The organism is Demequina sp. NBRC 110054 (assembly GCF_002090115.1).
In the GTDB taxonomy this organism is placed as follows: domain Bacteria; phylum Actinomycetota; class Actinomycetes; order Actinomycetales; family Demequinaceae; genus Demequina.
Window position 1 is genome coordinate 1,051,633 of sequence record NZ_BBRK01000004.1, and the last position, 17,291, is coordinate 1,068,923.

The following is a 17,291-nucleotide window of genomic DNA, read 5'->3' on the forward strand; positions in this document are numbered from 1 at the left end:
AAGGTGAGTCAGGCCACACGCATTCATGTTCTCGGGGACCGGGCCGATAACAGGGAGTGCCGGCGCATACCGGGTGCGCGAGGCTGACGCCCATGGGTGACGACCCGTGGGATAGAGGGAGAAGATTCGATGCTCCAGAGATTGGGTATCCGCAGCAAGATGCTGCTGACGGTGGCTGTGCCGCTGCTCGTGCTGCTGCTCACCGGTATCGGCGTCGTCGGATTCTCCTGGGTCGATCTCAGCTCCGCCCGCAACGCGCAGACCGTCGTCTCCGCCCTCGACGACGCTCGCGACCTCGGTGAGGCCTTCACCGACGAGCGCTACTACACCGTCTCCTTCCTCGACGCCATCCAGGTGGGACGCGACGAGCAGTCCACCGCCGTGAGGGCCACCAATCAGGCCTACGCCGACGTCATCGACACGCTCGCGGGCGCGGAGGACTCCGACGCCGCTGATGTCGTCACGTCCCAGCTCGCCGCCGTCGTCGGCAGCGGCGACGACCTCGTGCCCTCCCTGCGCGCGGTCGGCATCGAGACGACCGAGGAGGGCCTGTCCTTCCCTGCGAGCGACGAGGCCACCCAGGTGCGCCTCGACTACGCCGACGTCTCCGCCGCGGTGGAGCGCCTCGCGATCAGCGACGCTGCTTCCGCGACCGGGACCTCCGCGCAGCTCGAGGCGCTCGCGGCCGACCTTGACGCCGAAGGCCTCGCAGCCCGCAGGCTCTTCACCGAGCCGGTGCCGTTCCTCGAGGGCATGCTCGCCACGTGGACGCCGACCGAGCGCGCGATCGAGACCCTCACCGCATCCGCCCAGCAGATCGACGACACCGACGAGAATGCCGCCGTCCTCGCCCGTACCGCCGAAGGAAAAGAGCTCCTTGAGGAGCTCGCGACCATGCGCCAGGCCGCGGCGCTCGGCTCCGCGAACTCGTCGACGACCCTCGAGTACTACTCGCAGCTCATCACCCTGAACCTCCAGGCAGCGACCTCCGCGTCGGCGGCGGCCGCGGACGCCGACCTGAACTCGCGCATCAACGCGTTCGGTCGCCTCAGCGCGCTCACCGAGTCGCTCGAGTACGAGAAGATCGTCGTCCAGCGACTCATCCTCGCCGGCGCGTTCGGCGACGACGGCGAGGGCCAGCTCCGCGAGCTCTCCGTGCGCGCCGACCTGTCCCTCGACGACGCCCAGGCCGCATCCGAGATCGTCGGCAGCCTCGACACCGTGCCCGAGTTCGCCTCGATCGCGCTCGACGGTGTCGACACGACGTACACCGCCATCCAGACCTCGCTGCTCAGCGGCGAGGACTCCGCGCTCATCGCCGCTCGCGACGAGCCGTGGGTCGATGCGGTGGACGCCGAGATCGGGCGTTACTCGCCGCTCACCGACGACGTGTGGAACCAGATCCTCTCCCGAGCCGACAGCGACGTGACGTCACTCTCGGCCCAGCTGCTCGCGGTCAGCGGCGCGGTTGTCGCCGCGTTCCTTATCGCGGTGATCGTCGCCAACGCGATCGCCCGTCGTATCGTCAACCCGCTGCGTCGACTGACCACGACGGCGACCGCGGTCCGCCAGGAGCTCCCGCGCCTCGTGGAGCGGGTCGCGATGCCTGGTGAGTCCGTGGACCTGTCCGAGGTCCAGATCCCGGTGGAGTCCGAGGACGAGGTCGGTCGTCTGGCGGAGGCGTTCAACGGCGTCAACGCGGCGACGCTGTCCATCGCGGCCGAGCAGGCAGCGCTGCGTGGCTCGATCTCCGAGATGTTCGTCAACGTCGCTCGTCGCGACCAGGTGCTCCTCAACCGTCAGCTCGCCTCGATCGACGAGATGGAGCGCTCCGAGGACGACCCGGACACGCTGACCAAGCTCTTCGCGCTCGACCACCTGGCGACCCGGATGCGTCGTAACTCCGAGTCCCTGCTGGTCCTCGCAGGCATCGACACCGGTCGACGCCTGCGCCGACCGATGCCGCTGTCCGACGTGATCCGTACGGCGTCGTCGGAGATCGAGCTGTACGAGCGCATCGATCTGCAGCTTGACGCCGACCCGCAGATGGTCGGTCACTCGGCCCTCACCACCGCGCACCTGTTCGCGGAGCTGCTCGAGAATGCGACTGTCTTCTCCGACCCTGGCTCTATGGTCGCCGTCCGTACGATGGCGACCGAGAGCGGCTACGTCGTCGAGGTGGCGGACACCGGCATCGGCATGAACCCCGAGGAGCTGCACAGCGCCAACTCGCGAGTCTCGTCCCACCAGGCCTCCGAGATCCTCGGTGCCCAGCGACTGGGCCTGTTCGTGGTCGGTCGCATCGCGCGCCGCATCGGCGCCGCGGTGGAGATCACGTCCACCGAGGGTGAGGGGACCACGGTCTCCGTCGCGCTGCCCGTCTCGCTGTTCGACGACCGCCTGCAGGAGCAGCCGGCGCTGACCCGCCCCTCCGCGATGGTGGCCGACGAGGTCATCGAGAACCCTCTCACCGGTCCCGCCGAGGCCGCGGGCATGGCGCGCACCGCGCCGGCCTCGGTCGACGCGTACGCGCCCGCCACCGTCCAGGAGGGCGCGCCGCTCGCCGGTCGTGGCGGCGAGCTCCCCTCTCGCGGCGGACTCCCGACGCGCGGAACGGTGACGGCGACGAGCGACGCTTCGAGCCCGTCCGAGCCTGCGCCCCAGCCGGCGTCGGCTGTCGAGGGTCTCATCCGCGAGGATGCCGAGGCTGCCCCTGAGGGCACCGCGGTCGACTCCTCGAGCCTGGTCGAAGGCGCGACCGCGGCGGGCCTGCCCGCGCGCCGTCGCCGCGCCGCGGAGCCCGCCTCTCCGAGCGCCCCGGAGCCTGGCGGCACGAACGTCATCGGTCTGCCCCAGCGGGCCACCGCCGAGCAGCTGTCCGCTCTCGAGGGCGAGGCTGGAGCGGACTTCACCCCCAAGGTGTCCGCCTCCGAGGTCGCGCCGCAGAGCGCCGAGCAGCGCGCCGCGATGTTCCGCGGATTCCGCTCGCGCCGCGCGGGAGAGGTGCCCCCGTCCGCGGCCTCGACCGTCGACGCCTTCTTCCCCGGAGGCAGCCAGGCCGGCGCCGGCCTCGAGCCCATCGCGCCGACCGCGCCGACCGCCCGCTCCGCGCAGATGCCTGCCGAGACCCCCGGCATCGGCCCGACCGCGGGCATCGCCGCGGCCTTCGCCGCCGGTATCGCTCGCGCCGATGGACGCGGCGAGACCCCCGCGGCTCCCGCCTCCGCCGAGACCACCGGTCAGTCGCCGCTGATCCAGCACGGCTTCGGCGACCCGCAGGGCCAGGACTCGGAGGCCCCGGCGGACACCAGCGGTTTCGTGATCCCGCTGCTCGAGGACGACGAGCCGCTCAAGGGTGTCGAGTCCGTCTCCCTCGTCGAGGAGCCCGTGGCGCCCGAGCAGACCGCAGTCGCTCCGCAGCCCTACTGGGAGCAGCAGGCCCCGGAGGCGCCGGCGATGCCCGCTCCGCCGTCGCCCTCGCAGCGCGCCGTCTTCGCGGCGCCTCAGGCCCCGAGCGCCGAGGTTGCGCCCCAAGCCCCGAGCGCCGAGGCCGCCCAGGAGGCCCAGCGTCGCTCGCTGTTCGCCCCTGATCCCGAGCCGACGCCCCCGCCCGCCGTGCCCGCGCCCGTGCAGCAGGCTCAGCCGGAGCCGGTGGTGGATCACGTCCCGGCAGCGCCGGTCGCGCCGCAGCCCGAGCCGGTCGTGTCCGCGCCTTCCCCCGTGGCTCCCCCGGCTGTCGTCGCCCCCGTGGTGTCCCCGGCCGTCGGCTTCGACGACCTCATCGGCGACGAGTCCACCGCGGAGACCGAGCGCGGCGGCTTCTTCAACAGGCTGTTCGGCCGCGGTCGCAAGGCCCCCGCGAGCCCGCACGGCGAGGCGGCCGACGCCGGCACAGCCGAGCCGTTCGTGCCGACCCCGGCTGCCGCTCCCGCGGCCTTCACACCGCTTCCTGCGCAGGAACCGGCGGCCGACGTTCAGTCCGCGTCGGCGCAGGAGACCGAGGGGCAGGCCGCCGCGTTCGCGCCGGGTGCGTTCCCGCCCGCGTCGCCGACTCCGGCCCCCACCGCGCCGAGCCCCGCGCCCACGAGCCGGGCCGCTGAGGGCATGCCCACCAGCTCGTTCGTCGCGCCGATGAGCGCTCCCTCGGCGCCGACCGCCGAGTCCGCACGGGCCGCGAGCGCTCCCGCGGCGCCCCCGAGCGCCCCGTCGGCTCCCGCGCAGGCCCCGTCGGCGCCCACGAGCTTCATGCCCGCGCCGGGTGAGAGCTTCATGCCCGCCGAGACGGCTGGGGGTGGCTGGCACGAGGAGCTCGCCGCGGTCGACCAAGGTCGCCGAGAGAGCGAGTCCGAGCCGTACTCGCCCGATCAGCTGGCGAACCCGGTCGGCTGGGAGCAGGCAGGCGCGTCGGCGCTCGAGCACGCCGAGCCCTCCGCCGGATACAGCCCGTCCTTCCAGATCAATCCGGAGCCCGACTCGGACCAGGGCGACCAGTCCGACGTCGCGTCCGCGGTCTTCTCGGAGTTCGCCTCTTTCGCCACCGAGCGTCCGAAGGTCCAGAAGACCAAGGCCGGCCTCACCAAGCGCGAGCGCACCAAGCCCGTCGAGGAGCCCAAGCCGCTCGAGGCCGAGGTCAAGATCACGGAGGCCCCGCGCGACGCCGACGCGGTCCGCCAGCGCTTCTCGAGCTTCTACTCGGGGACCCAGCGGGCGCGTTCCGACGTCGCCGAGTACGAGCGTCAGTCCCAGGCGAACAGTCAGGATCAGGCATGATTCCGACCACACCTACGCTCCGCCCGTGGAGCATCACCCCCAAGGAGGAGCAGTGACCGAACTGAGTCCCGAGGCCACCAACTTCGGATGGCTGCTGGACAACTTCGTCCAGACGGTGCCCGGAACGCGCCACACCCTCGTCGTGAGCGCCGATGGCCTGCTCATGGCGATGTCGAAGAACCTGGACCGCACGGGTGGTGACACGCTCGCCGCCGTCGTGTCCGGCATGGCATCGCTGACGCGAGGCGCCGCACGCCAGCTCCAGGCGGGCGAGGTGCGCCAGTCGATCATCGAGATGGACGAGCTTTTCCTGTTCCTCATGTCGGTCTCGAACGGCTCGGTCCTCGCGGTCGCCGCCGACTCGACGTGCGACGTGGGCCTCGTCGGCTACGAGATGACGCTGCTCGTCACCCGTACCGAGAACGCCCTCACCCCGCAGCTCATCACCGAGATGCGGCAGAACCTTCCGATCGACGGGCAGCTCCGCGCCTAGGAGCGTCAAGGAGGAAGTCATGAGCGACGCACACGAGCCTCTCGACGAGGAGACCTACGCCGTCCGCCCCTACGCGGTCACCGGCGGGCGCGTGAAGGCCGCCGGCAAGGACCTGCCGATGGAGGCGCTCGTCGAGTCGCTCTCCACGCCCCAGGCTCTCAGGGGGCTCACCCCGGAGAAGAAGACGATCCTGCAGCTCGCTACAGGTCAGTACCAGTCCGTGGCGGAGCTCTCTGCCCACACCCGTCTCCCCCTGGGTGTGGTCCGTGTGCTCGTGACGGACCTTGCGCAAGAAAACCACCTGAAGATCCACACCGGTGGAACGGCCGACGACGCCTCGACGCACGACGAGCAAGGCGGCCTTTCCCTGAGTCTCTTGGAGAGTGTCCTCGATGGCATCGCAGCCCTCTGACGTGGCCGGCACGATGGCGGCCCCACACGTGGCTCCCACCGTCGTCAAGATCGTGATCGCCGGCGGCTTCGCCGTCGGCAAGACCACGTTCATCGGCTCGATCTCGGACATCGACCCCCTCAACACCGAGGCGGCGATGACGGAGAAGTCGATCGGTGTCGACGACGCCGGCGGCGTCAGCGACCGCAAGACCACCACGACCGTCGCCATGGACTTCGGCCGCATCGCGCTGCCGGGGGCCCTGTGGCTCTACCTGTTCGGCACCCCGGGTCAGGACCGCTTCCTGTTCATGTGGGACGACCTGGTCCGCGGCGCGATCGGCGCCGTCGTCCTCGTCGACACCGAGCGCCTGGACCAGTGCTTCCCCGCCGTCGACTACTTCGAGGGCAAGGGCATCCCCTTCGTCGTGTGCGTCAACTGCTTCGACGGAGTCGCCCGGCACCAGCTCGAGGACGTCCGCGAGGCACTCGGCATCGGCCAGGACACCCCGATCATGTACACGGACGCGCGCGAGAAGGCCGCCACCAAGCAGGCCCTGATCGCCGTCGTCCAGCTCGCGATGAAGCGCCTCAAGGGCGCCTGAGCCGGGCAGCACGCACGATGCGAGGACGCCGCGCCACCGCCTTGGGCGGAGGGCGCGGCGTCGCCGCTTCCACGAGCGCTAGCCTTGAGGCGTGATCTACGTCGACGGCACCGCGCTGTGCCGCTTCCTGCCTGGGGTGCGGTACTTCGAGGAGTGGAACCGGTGGGTGGTGCCCCGGATCCAGCAGGTCGCGACCACGCAGCTCGGCCTGACGGAGCTTCGGCAGGCCGCCGAGCTGTACCCGCGCGAGGAGAAGGCGAAGGCGTTCGAGGTGGTCGAGGTGATCCGCTCGCGGATGCCTCTCATCCGGTTCTCCGACCAGAACGTGACGGTCTCGACGCACGCTGCGGCGGTGCTCAAGCCCTTCGCCGCGCTCCATCTGGGCGCTGCTGCCGCGCATCCCGCGATCGACACGATCGCGACGTACGACGCCGAGCTGGCGCGGGTGGCGGCGCTCTACGGCCTCACGGTGGTGAGCCCTGGCCTTCCCGAAGGCTGGCAGAATGGCCCCGGTGCCGCGGCCGCCACGGCCGCGCCGCCGACGAAGGAGAGTTGACCGAGCGGCCGAAGGTGACGGTCTTGAAAACCGTTGAGGCGTAACCCGTCTCCGTGGGTTCGAATCCCACACTCTCCGCTCTCGTGATCCGCCGCGTTGCTCGGCGGGTCTCGCGACCGGTACCCTGGTCCCCGGCCTTGGTGCCGAGGAGACGTGACCGAGTGGCCGAAGGTGCATCCCTGCTAAGGATGTGATGGGGCAACCTATCCGTGGGTTCGAATCCCACCGTCTCCGCCGATCTGGCCCCCGACCGTCCTCGGTCCGGGGGCCTTCGGCTTCTCCGGGCCCGGCCCGCGCCCCACATTCCCGTGCTCTCGGGGCGCCGCGGTCAGCGCAGCGGGTGAACCAGCCAAGCGTTGAGGAAGCTCCTCACGAGCGAGGGCATGTCGAGCGCGCCGCGGTCGAGCAGCCACTGCACCTGCAGGCCGTCGAGCAGCGCGATGGCCTGCGTGGCGATCCCCTCGGGGTCCGCGTTCGTCGCGAGCTCACCCTCCTCCTCGAGCTCCCTGAGCGCATCCACGAGCAGCCGACGCAGCGCGGAGTAACGGGTGCGGAAGTACTCGTGGCCGGGATGATCGGCGGAGGTCGCGGCGGCGGACAGCGTGGCGAACAGCTCCACCGCCCCTGGGGTCGAGGTGTTCGCCCTCGCGGTCTCGAGGAACGACAGCAGCAGCGTGCGCCCGTCGCGCGGTCCGTGCGCGAGATGCGCTGCGCCCAGCTCGTCCCGCCGACGAAGCGCCTCGACCAGCAGCACCCGGATGTCCGGGTACAGCGCGTGGATCTCCTGCTCGGGCATGCGCGCGCGTGCGGCGACGGCGGCGATCGAGTCGCGCCCGATGGCGTGGGTGGAGGCCTCCTCCAGCACGGCGTCGAGGAGAGGCGCTGGCTCGAGATCGGGAGGCGCCTCCATGCGCACGATGGTCTCCAGGGTGCGAGAGCCCTCCACGGTCCACCTCCTCGTCGCAACGTTGCGACCCTTCGACTCTACGCCGTGCCGGGTGCGCGGGAGGGGTGCCGGCGCACGGGTCGAGCCGCCCAAGCGGGTGTGCTTCGCGCCCGTCGAAATCGTGTATAGTTGTCTCTCGGCCCGCAAGGGCCACGCGCCCGTAGCTCAACGGATAGAGCATCTGACTACGGATCAGAAGGTTGGGGGTTCGAATCCCTCCGGGCGCGCTGACAGTGAGAGGCCGGGACGCGAGTCCCGGCCTTTCGCGTATCCCGTCACGCGGGGATGACCGCGTCGTACTCGTCTCCCGAGTCCTCGGACTCGATCCGGATCCGGAAGCGTCCGTCGAAGCCGGTGCCCGCGACCTCGAAGGTCCACGCGTCGTCCTCGCCCTCGACGGGCTGCGCGCGCTGCACCTCGCAATCGGCCTCCACCCCCGCCTCCTCACGGAGCTGGTCCAGGCTCGACGGGGAGCCGCTGGCGAAGTGCCTCTCGCCGGTGTGGACGAAGATCCCCGGCGGGCTGCCTGGGAACACCTGCACCAGATACTGCTTGTGGAACACCACGTTGTCCGAGAAGCCGAGTCCGTAGCTGTCGCGCTCGCTCACGTAGACGTCGAGCCGGAACACCATGCCGGTCCCGTCGGCGGGAGCCGCGCGCGTGTCGATCCAGCCCTCCCAGATGAGCCTGCCGTCGCCCGCCCAGGTGTTGGTGCCGTCGCCGAACGCCGCGAGTGGCTCGAACAGGGCATCCTCGAGGGTCTCGTCGCCGCCGTCGGAGAGGTCCACCTTGCGGAACGGGCCGTAGCAGTTCTGCGCCTCGACGCTCTGGTGGAACAGGTCGAAGTCCACGTTGCGCGGCCTGATCGAGACGCCGAAGAAGAACTCGCTCCGACCGAACCAGTCCTTGCCCCGCTTGATGTTCGCGCGGTCGAGCAGCAGCGAGACGCGATGCGAGCCGTGGAGGAAGCGCATCGCGATCTCGTACGCCTCCCTCGAGGTCACGAGAGAGTCGCGCCCACCGTGGCACTTGTGCACGAACGTGCGGGGCGAGCCCGGGAGCTGAGCCGAGGCGTGCTTCACCAGGCCGTCGCTGCGGTTGTAGGCGAGCGTGCCCTCGTCGAGCAGGCTGGCCACCCGGTTGAGCGCACTCGCGATCCCCACGTTGTACGACCGGAAGTCCGTGCCGACTACCGTGAGGACGCGCGAGGGGTCGAACGCCGTGCGCCACTCGCGGAACCGCACCGAGTCGGGGTCGAACGCCTCGAGCTCGTGGCCTGCGTCCTTGACCTTGGGAAGTGCCTTGAGCAGCCAGTCGGGCGCCTGCTGGAAGGCGATCCCGCGGTGCGGGGTGCCGAGGGTCACGATGCGGTGCACGCGGTCGCGCGCCTCCTCGCCCATCGCGATGACGCCTTCGCGCGCGACCAGCCCACCCATGCTGTGCGCGACGATGTCGACCCCACGGAAGTCCTCGCCGCGCCGCGCGGCCGAGGCCTCGATCAGGTCCACGAGGCGCTTGAGGCCCGCTCCGTAGACCTCAAGCGTCCGTGGGCTGAGGTCGTAGTAGCGGTAGACCCAGATGGTGCCCGCCGTGCCTCCGGCGAGCACGCGCCGTTCGACGGCCGGGTCGAGGACCACCGTCCCGCTCGTCGAGATCGCGTCGAGGTCGCCGAGGTCCGGAGGTGACACCTGGGCGCGCGCGTAGTAGCCGGCCACGTTGGTCGCATCCCGGTACGGGTGCGACGGAGACTTGAGCGCGCGCAGCACGAAGCCCTCGTAGATGTAGTTGTCGCCCTTGCGGCCCGGATAGGCGGTGCCCTCGTTGAAGCCCTGATACGGGCTCGCCTGATCGTCGCTGAGGTCGGTGCCCCCGAATCCTCGGATCAGGATGAGCGGACGTAGTGATCGTGCGGCTGGCGTCATCGCCGCCACCCCCCTTGCCGACGCGCAGGGAAGACGCGTCGAAGTCTGGCCTCTAGTCGGTGCCGACCCCTCGGGGTGATCGCCGTGTCAGCGCGCCCGCCTGCTCAGCACCTGCCAGCAGGATCGACCGGGGTCCGTGACATGTCAAGGCGCCCGGCCGCCACCGCATCGTCCCCGAGGGGTGTCACGCTCCCTGGGGTGCGTCGAGCACCACGGGCCGTGCCGCATCGTCCAGCTCGAGACGGACGATGCTGTCGCCGGCCTGGGCGACGCCCGTCACGAGAGCGTGGCGCCCCTCGGGCAGCAGCCTCACCGTGACCATGCCCTCCTGGGCTCCGTCGATGAACTCCGCGACCTCGTGGGACAGGCGCGTCATGACGTCGCCGTCCGAGATGGTGGTGGCCCTGTCGTCGAGCAGGGTGACGTCGACTCCGCGCCGTCGCGCCGCGCTCGCGGCGGTGACGATCGCGGGTGCGGTGAGCCCGCGGGCGCGCACCAGATCGCGCAGCGCCGCCTCGGTCGCCGCGATCTCGCGCCGGTCGGACTCGTCGAAGGTCTCGCCCGCGACGATGCGCTCGAGGGGCCTGGTCGCGATCTCTCGGACCTCGGTCGCGCGGCGGCGGCGGATCTCGCGGCGGGCCTGAGTCGCCGCGGAGGCCTCGGCGGCCTGCTCCGTGAGCTCAGCGAACGCGTTGATCTCCCGCGCGGCGCGGTGAAGCCCGCTGCCGAACAGCGCGGCGACCACCAGGGTGGCGGCGTGGCTCTGGAGCATCATGAGCGCGGAGAAAGCCCCGCGTCCCGTCGAGACGCCCCACACGGCCGTCGCGACCGCCATGAGCCCGAAGCCCAGCCAGGCGAGGCCGCTGCGGCGGCGGATCGACAGGAAGAACAGCAGCCACGCGTTCGCTCCCTGATGCCACGTCGCCCGACCGAGGTCGCCGTCCACCGGCAGGTTCCACGACACCATGACGGTCGACAGCAGGACCACGCCCACGACGAACCAGCTCTCCCGCCGGGGGAACGGGTCGGGGCCGGGCTGGATCAGCAGAGACGCGGCGACCATCACGAGGAGGACCGCGACCAGCGAGATCCACGGGTTGCGCACGGTCTGCGCCGTCACCACCACGAACACCATGTTGGTGATGCCGAACAGCGCGAGCAGCAGCTGGGCCTTGGTCGAGTCCAGCCTCAGGAGGCTTGCCGCGTCGAGCGCGATCCTCGCGCCCACCTCTTTCACGGTCGTCTCCACGTGAGGGTGACGATCGTGCCCTCGCCCGGCGCGCTCGATACGTCGGCGCCGCCGCCGTCAAGGGTGCACATGCGGTCGATGATGCTCACGCGGATGCCGAGCCGGCGTGCGGACACCCGCCTGTCGTCGAAGCCCGCGCCATCGTCGTCGCACACGACGTCCACGCCGTCGGAGTCCGCCTCGACGCGCACCTTGCGCGTGACCTGCTCGGAGGGGCCCGCGTGCCGCAGGCTGTTGCGCAGCGACTCCCCGAGCGCCTCGGAGATCGCGACGGCGACGTCGGAGGGGATGCGCTCCTCGCCGGTCCACGAGCCGTCGAACCTGACATCATGCGAGTGCTCGAGCGCGGTCGAGCGCAGCATCGCCACGAGCTCCTCGGGCCGATAGTCGCGCGCGGGGGAGACATCGTCCGCGAGCACCTGGATCTCGTCGAGCGCCTCGGCGGCGCGGTCCTGGAGCCCGGCGGTGGGAGACGGCGCCGTGGCGGCGTACAGGACGGACATCACGTCGTCGTGGACGATCGCGTTGATGCGGTTCTCCTCGCGCTCCTGAGCGGTCGCGCGCGCCTGCGCTGCGGCCTCGGCGCGTGCCCGTCCCGCGGTGGCGTCGACCTGCGCGGCGGTTCTCACGACCGCGAGGGACATGCCCATGAGGATCAGCGCGTAGAGCGTGCCGCCGATCGCGTCCTGGAACGCGAGCAGCGTCGAGTCGGGACGCGACGCCATCTGGGTGACCATGACGACCGGGGCCTGCGCGAGCCCGTAGAGCCACACCCACCGGTTCTGCCACACCACCGTCGCGATGACGGCGTGGAGGGCGTTGATGCCCTGGACCCAGGGAGCGCCGTCGAGCGAGTAGTACCCGTCCACGAGGAACACCGGGAACAGCACGTGCAGCACCGCGAAGACGATGACGGTGGCTCCGGCGACGAGGCGCATCGTCCTGATCGGCGCCCAGCGCGCGAGGGCCGCAAGGCTGATCGGAGCCGCGAGCCCGACGACGATCAGCGTGATCCCGTAGACGTTCCTGAGGCTCTCCATCTGACCGACCGCGCGCGGCAGCAGCAGTGCGGCGAACACGAGGCCGCCGATGCCGCAGGACAGGTAGATGTTGCGCAGCATCCGCTCCGCGGCCGGACCCGGCGTCGTGGGGACGGGAGCCTCGTGCACGGCCTCGTCGGCGGCGGTCACTCCGACGTCCCGAGGTATCCGTCCTCGATCGCCCGCTTGTACAGGTCGACGCGCGAGTGGGCCGGCCGCCCGGCCTCCGCGTACTTCTTGCGGATCCTGCTCACGTAGTCGGCGACGGTGTCGCGTGACAGCCCGGTGCGGATCGCGACGGACGTCGCCGTCTCGCCTGAGGCGTACAGCCCGAGGATCTCCTGCTCGCGCTGCGACAGCTTCGCGTCGGTCAGGGCGGCGTCCGCGTCGATCGCGGCGGCCCAGTCGGTGCTGAACACCTCACGTCCCTCCGCGGCCGTGCGGATCGCGTCCAGCAGGACGTCCGGTGCGGCCGACTTGCGGATCAGCCCGAGCGCGCCCGAGCGTGCGGCGGACTGGATGAGGCGGCGATCGTCGGCGCCCGTGTAGATGAGGGCGTGCGCGCCGCGCTCATGGATCGCGGCGACGTTGTCGGCGGGGAGCGAGGCGTCCGCGAGGCGCAGGTCGAGGACCACGAGATCGAGCGGTCCCTCGAGGCCCGCGAGCTCCGCGACGGTCTCGACGGATCCCGCGAGCGTCAGGTCCTCGGTCGACGCGATGAGGTCGCGGAAGCCGAAGGCGATCAGCGCGTGGTCCTCGACCAGCGCGATTGTCCGCACCGGCATCGCCCACCCCCCGTCAGAGTCTGTGCGCCCACTCTACTGGCCCCCCGTTCTGGTGCCCCCATAAGTGGGGGCTTTCGGCGCTCGGGCCCCGGTGGCACTCTCATACCAGGCTCGTTGAGAAGCGGGTCTGGTCCCAGCAAGGAGAAGTGATGCACTGGTCAGCGGAGGAATTCGTTCTTGTCATCACGGGGGTTCTGTTTGCCGGGATCGTCGCGTCCTCGCGTCTGCCAAGAGTAGAACTGACCCTGACATCTCGCCGCGCGTTTGCCATCGGCGCTGTGGTGTTCGTCGGGGCCGCGGCCGCTCTGGCTACGATCGAGAACGCGTCCTACCCGCCGTTGCTGTGGGTGCTGCCCTTGGTGCCGCTCATGGTCATCGGGGTCCTGATTCACGATGCCGTGGCGGTGGGGGCCGCACACGATCGCAGCCAGGACCCCACCATGAGCGCCCAAGGGAATCTGTCGGAGCCGGTCGACGATGCTGTCGATGACGTGCTCCGCGTCGGTCACACGCGAGCCGCGGACCCCGCGGCTACCGCCGAGGACCTCGCCGAGATCGCCTACGCCGAGCCGCGGCTTCGTCCCGTGGTCGCCGCCAACCCGGCGACTCCCGCGAGCCTGCTCGAGTGGCTGTCCGCCCTCGGCGACCCCGCCGTGCAGCGCGCCATCGGCGCGCGCGCCGCGCATTGATCCCGCCGCTAGCCGGGTCGTTCTGACTCAGCAGCCTGCCAAAGGGATCTGACGCAGCGGCCCCTCGCTGCCACGCGAATCATCTTCCTGACTTCACCGCTCGACGCGGTGACCCGACTCAGTCGATGTCCAGGGCTCAGTCGATGTCCAGGACCACCGGCACGTGGTCCGAGGCGCCCTTGCCCTTGCGCTCGTCGCGCACGATCGTGACGTCCGTGGCGCGCGCCGCGAGCGGCTCCGAGGCGTAGATGAAGTCGATCCGCATGCCCTCGCCCTTGGGGAAGCGCAGCTGCTTGTAGTCCCAGAAGGTGTACGTGCCCTCGGCGGGCAGGAAGCGCCGCGACAGCTCCTCGTACCCGTGGTCCGCGAGCTCCGCGAAGGCCGCGCGCGCCTCGGGGGTCACGTGCGTCTCCGCCTCGGAGTCCTCCTCCGACCAGATGTCGGTGGGCAGCGGCGCGACGTTGAAGTCGCCGACCAGGGCGGTCGGCTCGTCCTTCCACGCGGACGATGCGTCCCGCAGCTTCGCAAGGAAGTCCAGCTTGTAGGTGTAGTGCGGGTCGTTCAGGCCGCGCCCGTTCGGCACGTACAGGCTCCACACGCGCACGCCTCCGGCGACCGCGCCGATCGCGCGGGCCTCGACCACGGGCTCCTGGCCCGGCTTGCCGAAGGCGGGCTGATCGGGGAAGGCGACCTGCACATCGTCCAGGCCCACGCGCGAGGCGATCGCGACGCCGTTCCACTGGTTGAGCCCGTGGATCGCGACCTCGTAGCCGAGGTCTTCGAAGCCTGCGAGCGGGAACTGCTCGGGCTTGCACTTGATCTCCTGCATCGCGAGCACATCGGTCTCGGAGCGGCGGAGCCAGTCGAGGATCCGCTCCTCGCGGGCGCGGACGGAGTTCACGTTCCAGGTGGCGAGGCGCATGGCCTCAACGGTACCCGCCGGGCGGCGGTCGGGCGCGCGAGGTCCCAGTAGCCTGGAGCCATGGCGACGGCACTGGTGACGGGGGCCTCCGCGGGCCTGGGTGAGGAGTTCGCGTGGCAGCTCGCCACCGCGGGCCACGACGTGGTGCTGGTGGCGCGCTCGCGCGATCGCCTCAGCGAGATCGCGGACGTCATCGCGTCCGCGACGGGACAGCGGGCCGAGATCCTCGCTGCCGATCTCACGGATCCCGAGGGGCTCGAGCTCGTCGCCGCGCGCGTCGCGGACCCCGACGATCCGATCAGCCTGCTCGTCAACAACGCCGGCTTCGGGCTCGGCAAGGGCTTCCTCGACAGCACGTGGGAGGACGAGAAGCGGATGCTCGACGTCCTCGTCACGGCGCCCATGCGGCTCAGCCACGCCGCGCTGCCGGGCATGATCGCCCGGGGACACGGGGCCATCCTCAATGTCGCGTCGATCGCGGCGCACCTGGGCGACTCGACGTACGCGTCCCACAAGAGGTGGGTCGTGGAGTTCACCCAGGCGCTCGCGGGCCAGCTCGCGGACACCCCCGTCACCGCGACGGTCGTGCTGCCCGGCCTTGTCGAGACGTCGTTCCACGACTCCGAGGAGCTCGTGCACATGCGCAGCGACTTCCCCGGAATGCTGTGGCTCGAGCCCGAGCAGGTCGTGACGAGCGCCCTCGCGGCGGTGCGGCGCGGGCAGACCGTGGTGACGCCGTCCGTCCTCTACGGCGTCGCGGGGGCCGGCCTGCGGCTGCTCCCGGCGCGCTTCACCCGCCGCCGCAGGACGGGCGAGGCCTGACCCGTTCTTCCTGTACGGCGCCGCGCCTCGCTCCGAGTGGGAGGTGCCCGGGCGGGTCGACTGTGTCCCTCCGTGCCCTGCTCGCTCGCCTCGCGGTACAGAAACGTCCACTGGGAGACGGCGGAGGCCTCCTAGCGACATTGAGCGTCCACTAGGAGACACCATTGGGCGGGCTGCGCCCCAGTGGACACTCATGGTCGTTTCCGGACCCCCGCTGCGCGCCAGTGGACATTCCTGTACCGGGCGCCCCCGTGCCGCGCGGCCGAGCCGGCGCCCCGCTCGGCCGGGGTGCAGGACGATGCGTCGGTAGGCTTGGCGCATGACCTCCGGTACGCCTCGCGAGCAGCTCCGCGACCTCATCTCCGACCTCGCCGTGGTGCGGGGTCGCGTCACCCTCGCCTCCGGCAAGGAGGCCGACTACTACGTCGACCTGCGTCGCATCACGCTCCACCACCGCGCCGCGCCGCTCGTCGGCCACCTGATGCTCGATGCGCTCGAGGAGGCCGGCTTCGGTCCCGCCGACGTCGACGCGACGGGCGGCCTCACGCTCGGCGCCGACCCGGTCGCGACCGCCCTCATGCACGCCGCGGCTTCGCGAGGCCTCGACCTCGACTCGTTCGTGGTGCGCAAGGAGTCCAAGGCGCACGGACTGCAGCGCCGCGTCGAGGGTCCGGACGTCGCCGGCAAGAAGGTCGTCGCCGTCGAGGACACCTCCACGACCGGAGGGTCCGTCCTCACCGCGGTCGAGGCGCTGCGCGAGGCCGGAGCGGACGTCGTGGCCGTCGCCGTGATCGTCGACCGCAACACCGGCGCTCGCGAGAAGATCGAGGCCGAGGGCCTCCCGTACCTGTACCTGTACGGCCTCGAGGACCTCGGTCTCGCCTGAGCCACGCTGACGGCCGGGCCTCACCCTGGGGACGGAGTGCCGTCACGCCCGATCCTTCCCGGGGACGATGCGCATCGTCCCTGGTGTGTGCTGGGTGTGACGCGGATCATCCCCCGTAACGATGACCTGTCGCCCGCCTCTGGCTAGGGTGACGGCATGATCTTCAACCTGGGCTCCCGGCTGAGCTCCGCGGCGGCCATGGTCGCCGCGGTGGCCGTCGCGCTGCTCGCGGTCGGCTGGGGCGTGGGAGCAAGCGCCCTCGTGACCGTGGGGATCCTCGGCGGTCTCGCGGCCGCTGGCTGGGCCGGATTCCAGTTCTGGCGCCGCCTGGCCCACCGCAAGGAGCTGACGGAGTTCGCCGCGTCGCACGGCTGGCAGTTCGAAGGCCGCACCACCGCCTACTCGGGCCGCTTCTCCGGCACACCTTTCGACTCCGGCACGCGCCGCCGCCAGGAGGACGTGCTTCGCGGCACCTTCGCGGGCGCCCGCTGTGCGACGTACACGCATGTGTATGAGATCGACCGCCGTCGCACGCAGGCCTCGGGCGGCACGCTCGGCCTTGCACTGTTCGACGATGCGGGGCTGGGCTCGGCGCTCGTGTCGGGCAGCTCGCGCGGCTCAAGGGTCGAGGCGTTCCAGGTGACGCTCGTGGAGCTGCCTGTGGACCTCCCTCGCATCGACCTGGTCCCCGAGGGCATCGGCTCGCGGGCGGCCAAGCTCTTCGGCGGCTCGGACGTCGACGTCGAGTCGCACGCGTTCAACCAGCGCTGGCGTGTGGTCTCCCACGACCCTCGATACGCCCACTCGCTGCTGGACCCGCGCATGATCGACCGGCTCGTGCAGTCCGACGCCACGGGCGTCGCGCTGCGGATCGACGGCGGCGCGCTCATGATGTGGTCGCCGGGACGCCGCGGCGTGGAGGACCTCGCGCGACGCTTGTCGCTGCTGACCTCGGTCGCGCGCCGGATCCCCGCTCACGTGGTGCGCGAGCACCTCGAGGCGGGCCTGGGCCGCGGCGAGCACCGGCCCGTCCCGCCCACCGCGCCCGACTGGGCGACCACGCCAGGCGCGCTGACCTCGGGGCAGTGGACGGGCATCGAGCCCGGTCCCGCTGCCAGGGGCGAGGGCTGGAAGGGCCTGCCCGGCGGCGACTCGGAGTTCGACATCTTCGGCATCCCCTGGCGGCGCTGACCCAGCGCACCCGGCGGAGGCCACC

Annotated in this window: 15 protein-coding genes and 3 tRNA genes; 12 read left to right on the forward strand and 6 right to left on the reverse strand. The window is 71.1% G+C overall.

Annotation, left to right across the window (positions count from 1 at the left end; all coding sequences use genetic code 11):
• Positions 1 to 129: 129 nt before the first annotated feature.
• From B7K23_RS04835 to B7K23_RS04865, 7 genes are all read left to right on the forward strand, one after another.
• On the forward strand, positions 130 to 4,770 hold the full coding sequence (locus tag B7K23_RS04835) for an ATP-binding protein (RefSeq protein ID WP_084125250.1): 4,641 nt from the start codon (positions 130 to 132) through the stop codon (positions 4,768 to 4,770).
• Positions 4,771 to 4,831: 61 nt separating this feature from the next.
• Positions 4,832 to 5,263 (forward strand): roadblock/LC7 domain-containing protein, encoded by a 432-nt coding sequence (locus tag B7K23_RS04840; protein WP_375730882.1) that lies wholly within the window; start codon positions 4,832 to 4,834, stop codon positions 5,261 to 5,263.
• 19 nt (positions 5,264 to 5,282) lie between these two features.
• On the forward strand, positions 5,283 to 5,675 hold the full coding sequence (locus B7K23_RS04845) for a DUF742 domain-containing protein (protein WP_062205562.1): 393 nt from the start codon (positions 5,283 to 5,285) through the stop codon (positions 5,673 to 5,675).
• The gene (locus tag B7K23_RS04850; protein ID WP_084125252.1) at positions 5,656 to 6,258 is read left to right on the forward strand and encodes an ATP/GTP-binding protein; all 603 of its coding nucleotides are present in this window, start codon (positions 5,656 to 5,658) and stop codon (positions 6,256 to 6,258) included. The genes B7K23_RS04845 and B7K23_RS04850 overlap by 20 nt, the downstream gene beginning before the upstream one ends.
• Positions 6,259 to 6,349: 91 nt before the next feature.
• Positions 6,350 to 6,814 carry a PIN domain-containing protein gene (locus tag B7K23_RS04855; protein WP_084125253.1) on the forward strand — a complete coding sequence of 155 codons (465 nt, stop codon included), beginning with the start codon at positions 6,350 to 6,352 and terminating at the stop codon, positions 6,812 to 6,814.
• Positions 6,805 to 6,892: transfer RNA gene (locus B7K23_RS04860), tRNA-Ser, on the forward strand. Before B7K23_RS04855 ends, B7K23_RS04860 begins: the two co-directional genes overlap by 10 nt.
• 69 nt (positions 6,893 to 6,961) lie before the next feature.
• A tRNA-Ser gene (locus tag B7K23_RS04865) sits at positions 6,962 to 7,048 on the forward strand.
• A gap of 94 nt (positions 7,049 to 7,142) precedes the next feature.
• Here B7K23_RS04865 and B7K23_RS04870 read toward each other — a convergent pair.
• A complete protein-coding gene (locus B7K23_RS04870) occupies positions 7,143 to 7,760 on the reverse strand; it encodes a TetR family transcriptional regulator C-terminal domain-containing protein (protein ID WP_084125254.1) in 618 nt (205 codons plus the stop codon).
• A gap of 154 nt (positions 7,761 to 7,914) precedes the next feature.
• Here B7K23_RS04870 and B7K23_RS04875 point away from each other — a divergent pair.
• Positions 7,915 to 7,987: transfer RNA gene (locus tag B7K23_RS04875), tRNA-Arg, on the forward strand.
• A 48-nt stretch (positions 7,988 to 8,035) separates the two neighbouring features.
• Here the strand turns inward: B7K23_RS04875 and B7K23_RS04880 are convergent.
• The 4 genes from B7K23_RS04880 to B7K23_RS04895 all read right to left on the reverse strand — a co-directional run bounded on the left by B7K23_RS04880 (position 8,036) and on the right by B7K23_RS04895 (position 12,756).
• A complete protein-coding gene (locus tag B7K23_RS04880) occupies positions 8,036 to 9,682 on the reverse strand; it encodes a hypothetical protein (protein ID WP_084125255.1) in 1,647 nt (548 codons plus the stop codon).
• 184 nt (positions 9,683 to 9,866) lie between these two features.
• A complete protein-coding gene (locus tag B7K23_RS04885) occupies positions 9,867 to 10,919 on the reverse strand; it encodes a hypothetical protein (protein WP_143338090.1) in 1,053 nt (350 codons plus the stop codon).
• Positions 10,916 to 12,121, reverse strand: a complete 1,206-nt coding sequence (locus B7K23_RS04890) for an ATP-binding protein (protein WP_084125257.1) — start codon at positions 12,119 to 12,121, stop codon at positions 10,916 to 10,918. The genes B7K23_RS04885 and B7K23_RS04890 overlap by 4 nt, the downstream gene beginning before the upstream one ends.
• Positions 12,118 to 12,756, reverse strand: coding sequence for a response regulator transcription factor (locus B7K23_RS04895; protein WP_084125258.1), 639 nt, complete (start codon positions 12,754 to 12,756; stop codon positions 12,118 to 12,120). Before B7K23_RS04895 ends, B7K23_RS04890 begins: the two co-directional genes overlap by 4 nt.
• Positions 12,757 to 12,905: 149 nt before the next feature.
• Between B7K23_RS04895 and B7K23_RS04900 the strand changes: the two genes are divergently transcribed.
• A complete protein-coding gene (locus B7K23_RS04900) occupies positions 12,906 to 13,445 on the forward strand; it encodes a hypothetical protein (protein WP_084125259.1) in 540 nt (179 codons plus the stop codon).
• A gap of 136 nt (positions 13,446 to 13,581) precedes the next feature.
• Here the strand turns inward: B7K23_RS04900 and B7K23_RS04905 are convergent, their stop codons facing one another.
• On the reverse strand, positions 13,582 to 14,367 hold the full coding sequence (locus B7K23_RS04905) for an exodeoxyribonuclease III (protein WP_084125260.1): 786 nt from the start codon (positions 14,365 to 14,367) through the stop codon (positions 13,582 to 13,584).
• Positions 14,368 to 14,427: 60 nt separating this feature from the next.
• Here B7K23_RS04905 and B7K23_RS04910 point away from each other — a divergent pair, with 60 nt between their 5' ends.
• The 3 genes from B7K23_RS04910 to B7K23_RS04920 all read left to right on the forward strand — a co-directional run bounded on the left by B7K23_RS04910 (position 14,428) and on the right by B7K23_RS04920 (position 17,266).
• On the forward strand, positions 14,428 to 15,189 hold the full coding sequence (locus B7K23_RS04910; protein ID WP_084125261.1) for an SDR family oxidoreductase: 762 nt from the start codon (positions 14,428 to 14,430) through the stop codon (positions 15,187 to 15,189).
• A 319-nt stretch (positions 15,190 to 15,508) separates the two neighbouring features.
• The gene (gene pyrE, locus B7K23_RS04915; RefSeq protein ID WP_084125262.1) at positions 15,509 to 16,075 is read left to right on the forward strand and encodes an orotate phosphoribosyltransferase; all 567 of its coding nucleotides are present in this window, start codon (positions 15,509 to 15,511) and stop codon (positions 16,073 to 16,075) included.
• A 156-nt stretch (positions 16,076 to 16,231) separates the two neighbouring features.
• Positions 16,232 to 17,266, forward strand: a complete 1,035-nt coding sequence (locus B7K23_RS04920; protein ID WP_084125263.1) for a hypothetical protein — start codon at positions 16,232 to 16,234, stop codon at positions 17,264 to 17,266.
• Positions 17,267 to 17,291: the final 25 nt, after the last annotated feature.

Coding starts and splice junctions, on each gene's coding strand:
- B7K23_RS04835 (WP_084125250.1), top strand. CDS start 130: ATGCTCCAGAGATTGGGTATCCGCAGCAAGATGCTGCTGACGGTGGCT.
- B7K23_RS04880 (WP_084125255.1), bottom strand. CDS start 9,682: ATGACGCCAGCCGCACGATCACTACGTCCGCTCATCCTGATCCGAGGA.
- B7K23_RS04905 (WP_084125260.1), bottom strand. CDS start 14,367: ATGCGCCTCGCCACCTGGAACGTGAACTCCGTCCGCGCCCGCGAGGAG.
- B7K23_RS04845 (WP_062205562.1), top strand. CDS start 5,283: ATGAGCGACGCACACGAGCCTCTCGACGAGGAGACCTACGCCGTCCGC.
- B7K23_RS04850 (WP_084125252.1), top strand. CDS start 5,656: ATGGCATCGCAGCCCTCTGACGTGGCCGGCACGATGGCGGCCCCACAC.
- B7K23_RS04895 (WP_084125258.1), bottom strand. CDS start 12,756: ATGCCGGTGCGGACAATCGCGCTGGTCGAGGACCACGCGCTGATCGCC.
- B7K23_RS04920 (WP_084125263.1), top strand. CDS start 16,232: ATGATCTTCAACCTGGGCTCCCGGCTGAGCTCCGCGGCGGCCATGGTC.
- pyrE (WP_084125262.1), top strand. CDS start 15,509: ATGACCTCCGGTACGCCTCGCGAGCAGCTCCGCGACCTCATCTCCGAC.
- B7K23_RS04910 (WP_084125261.1), top strand. CDS start 14,428: ATGGCGACGGCACTGGTGACGGGGGCCTCCGCGGGCCTGGGTGAGGAG.
- B7K23_RS04900 (WP_084125259.1), top strand. CDS start 12,906: ATGCACTGGTCAGCGGAGGAATTCGTTCTTGTCATCACGGGGGTTCTG.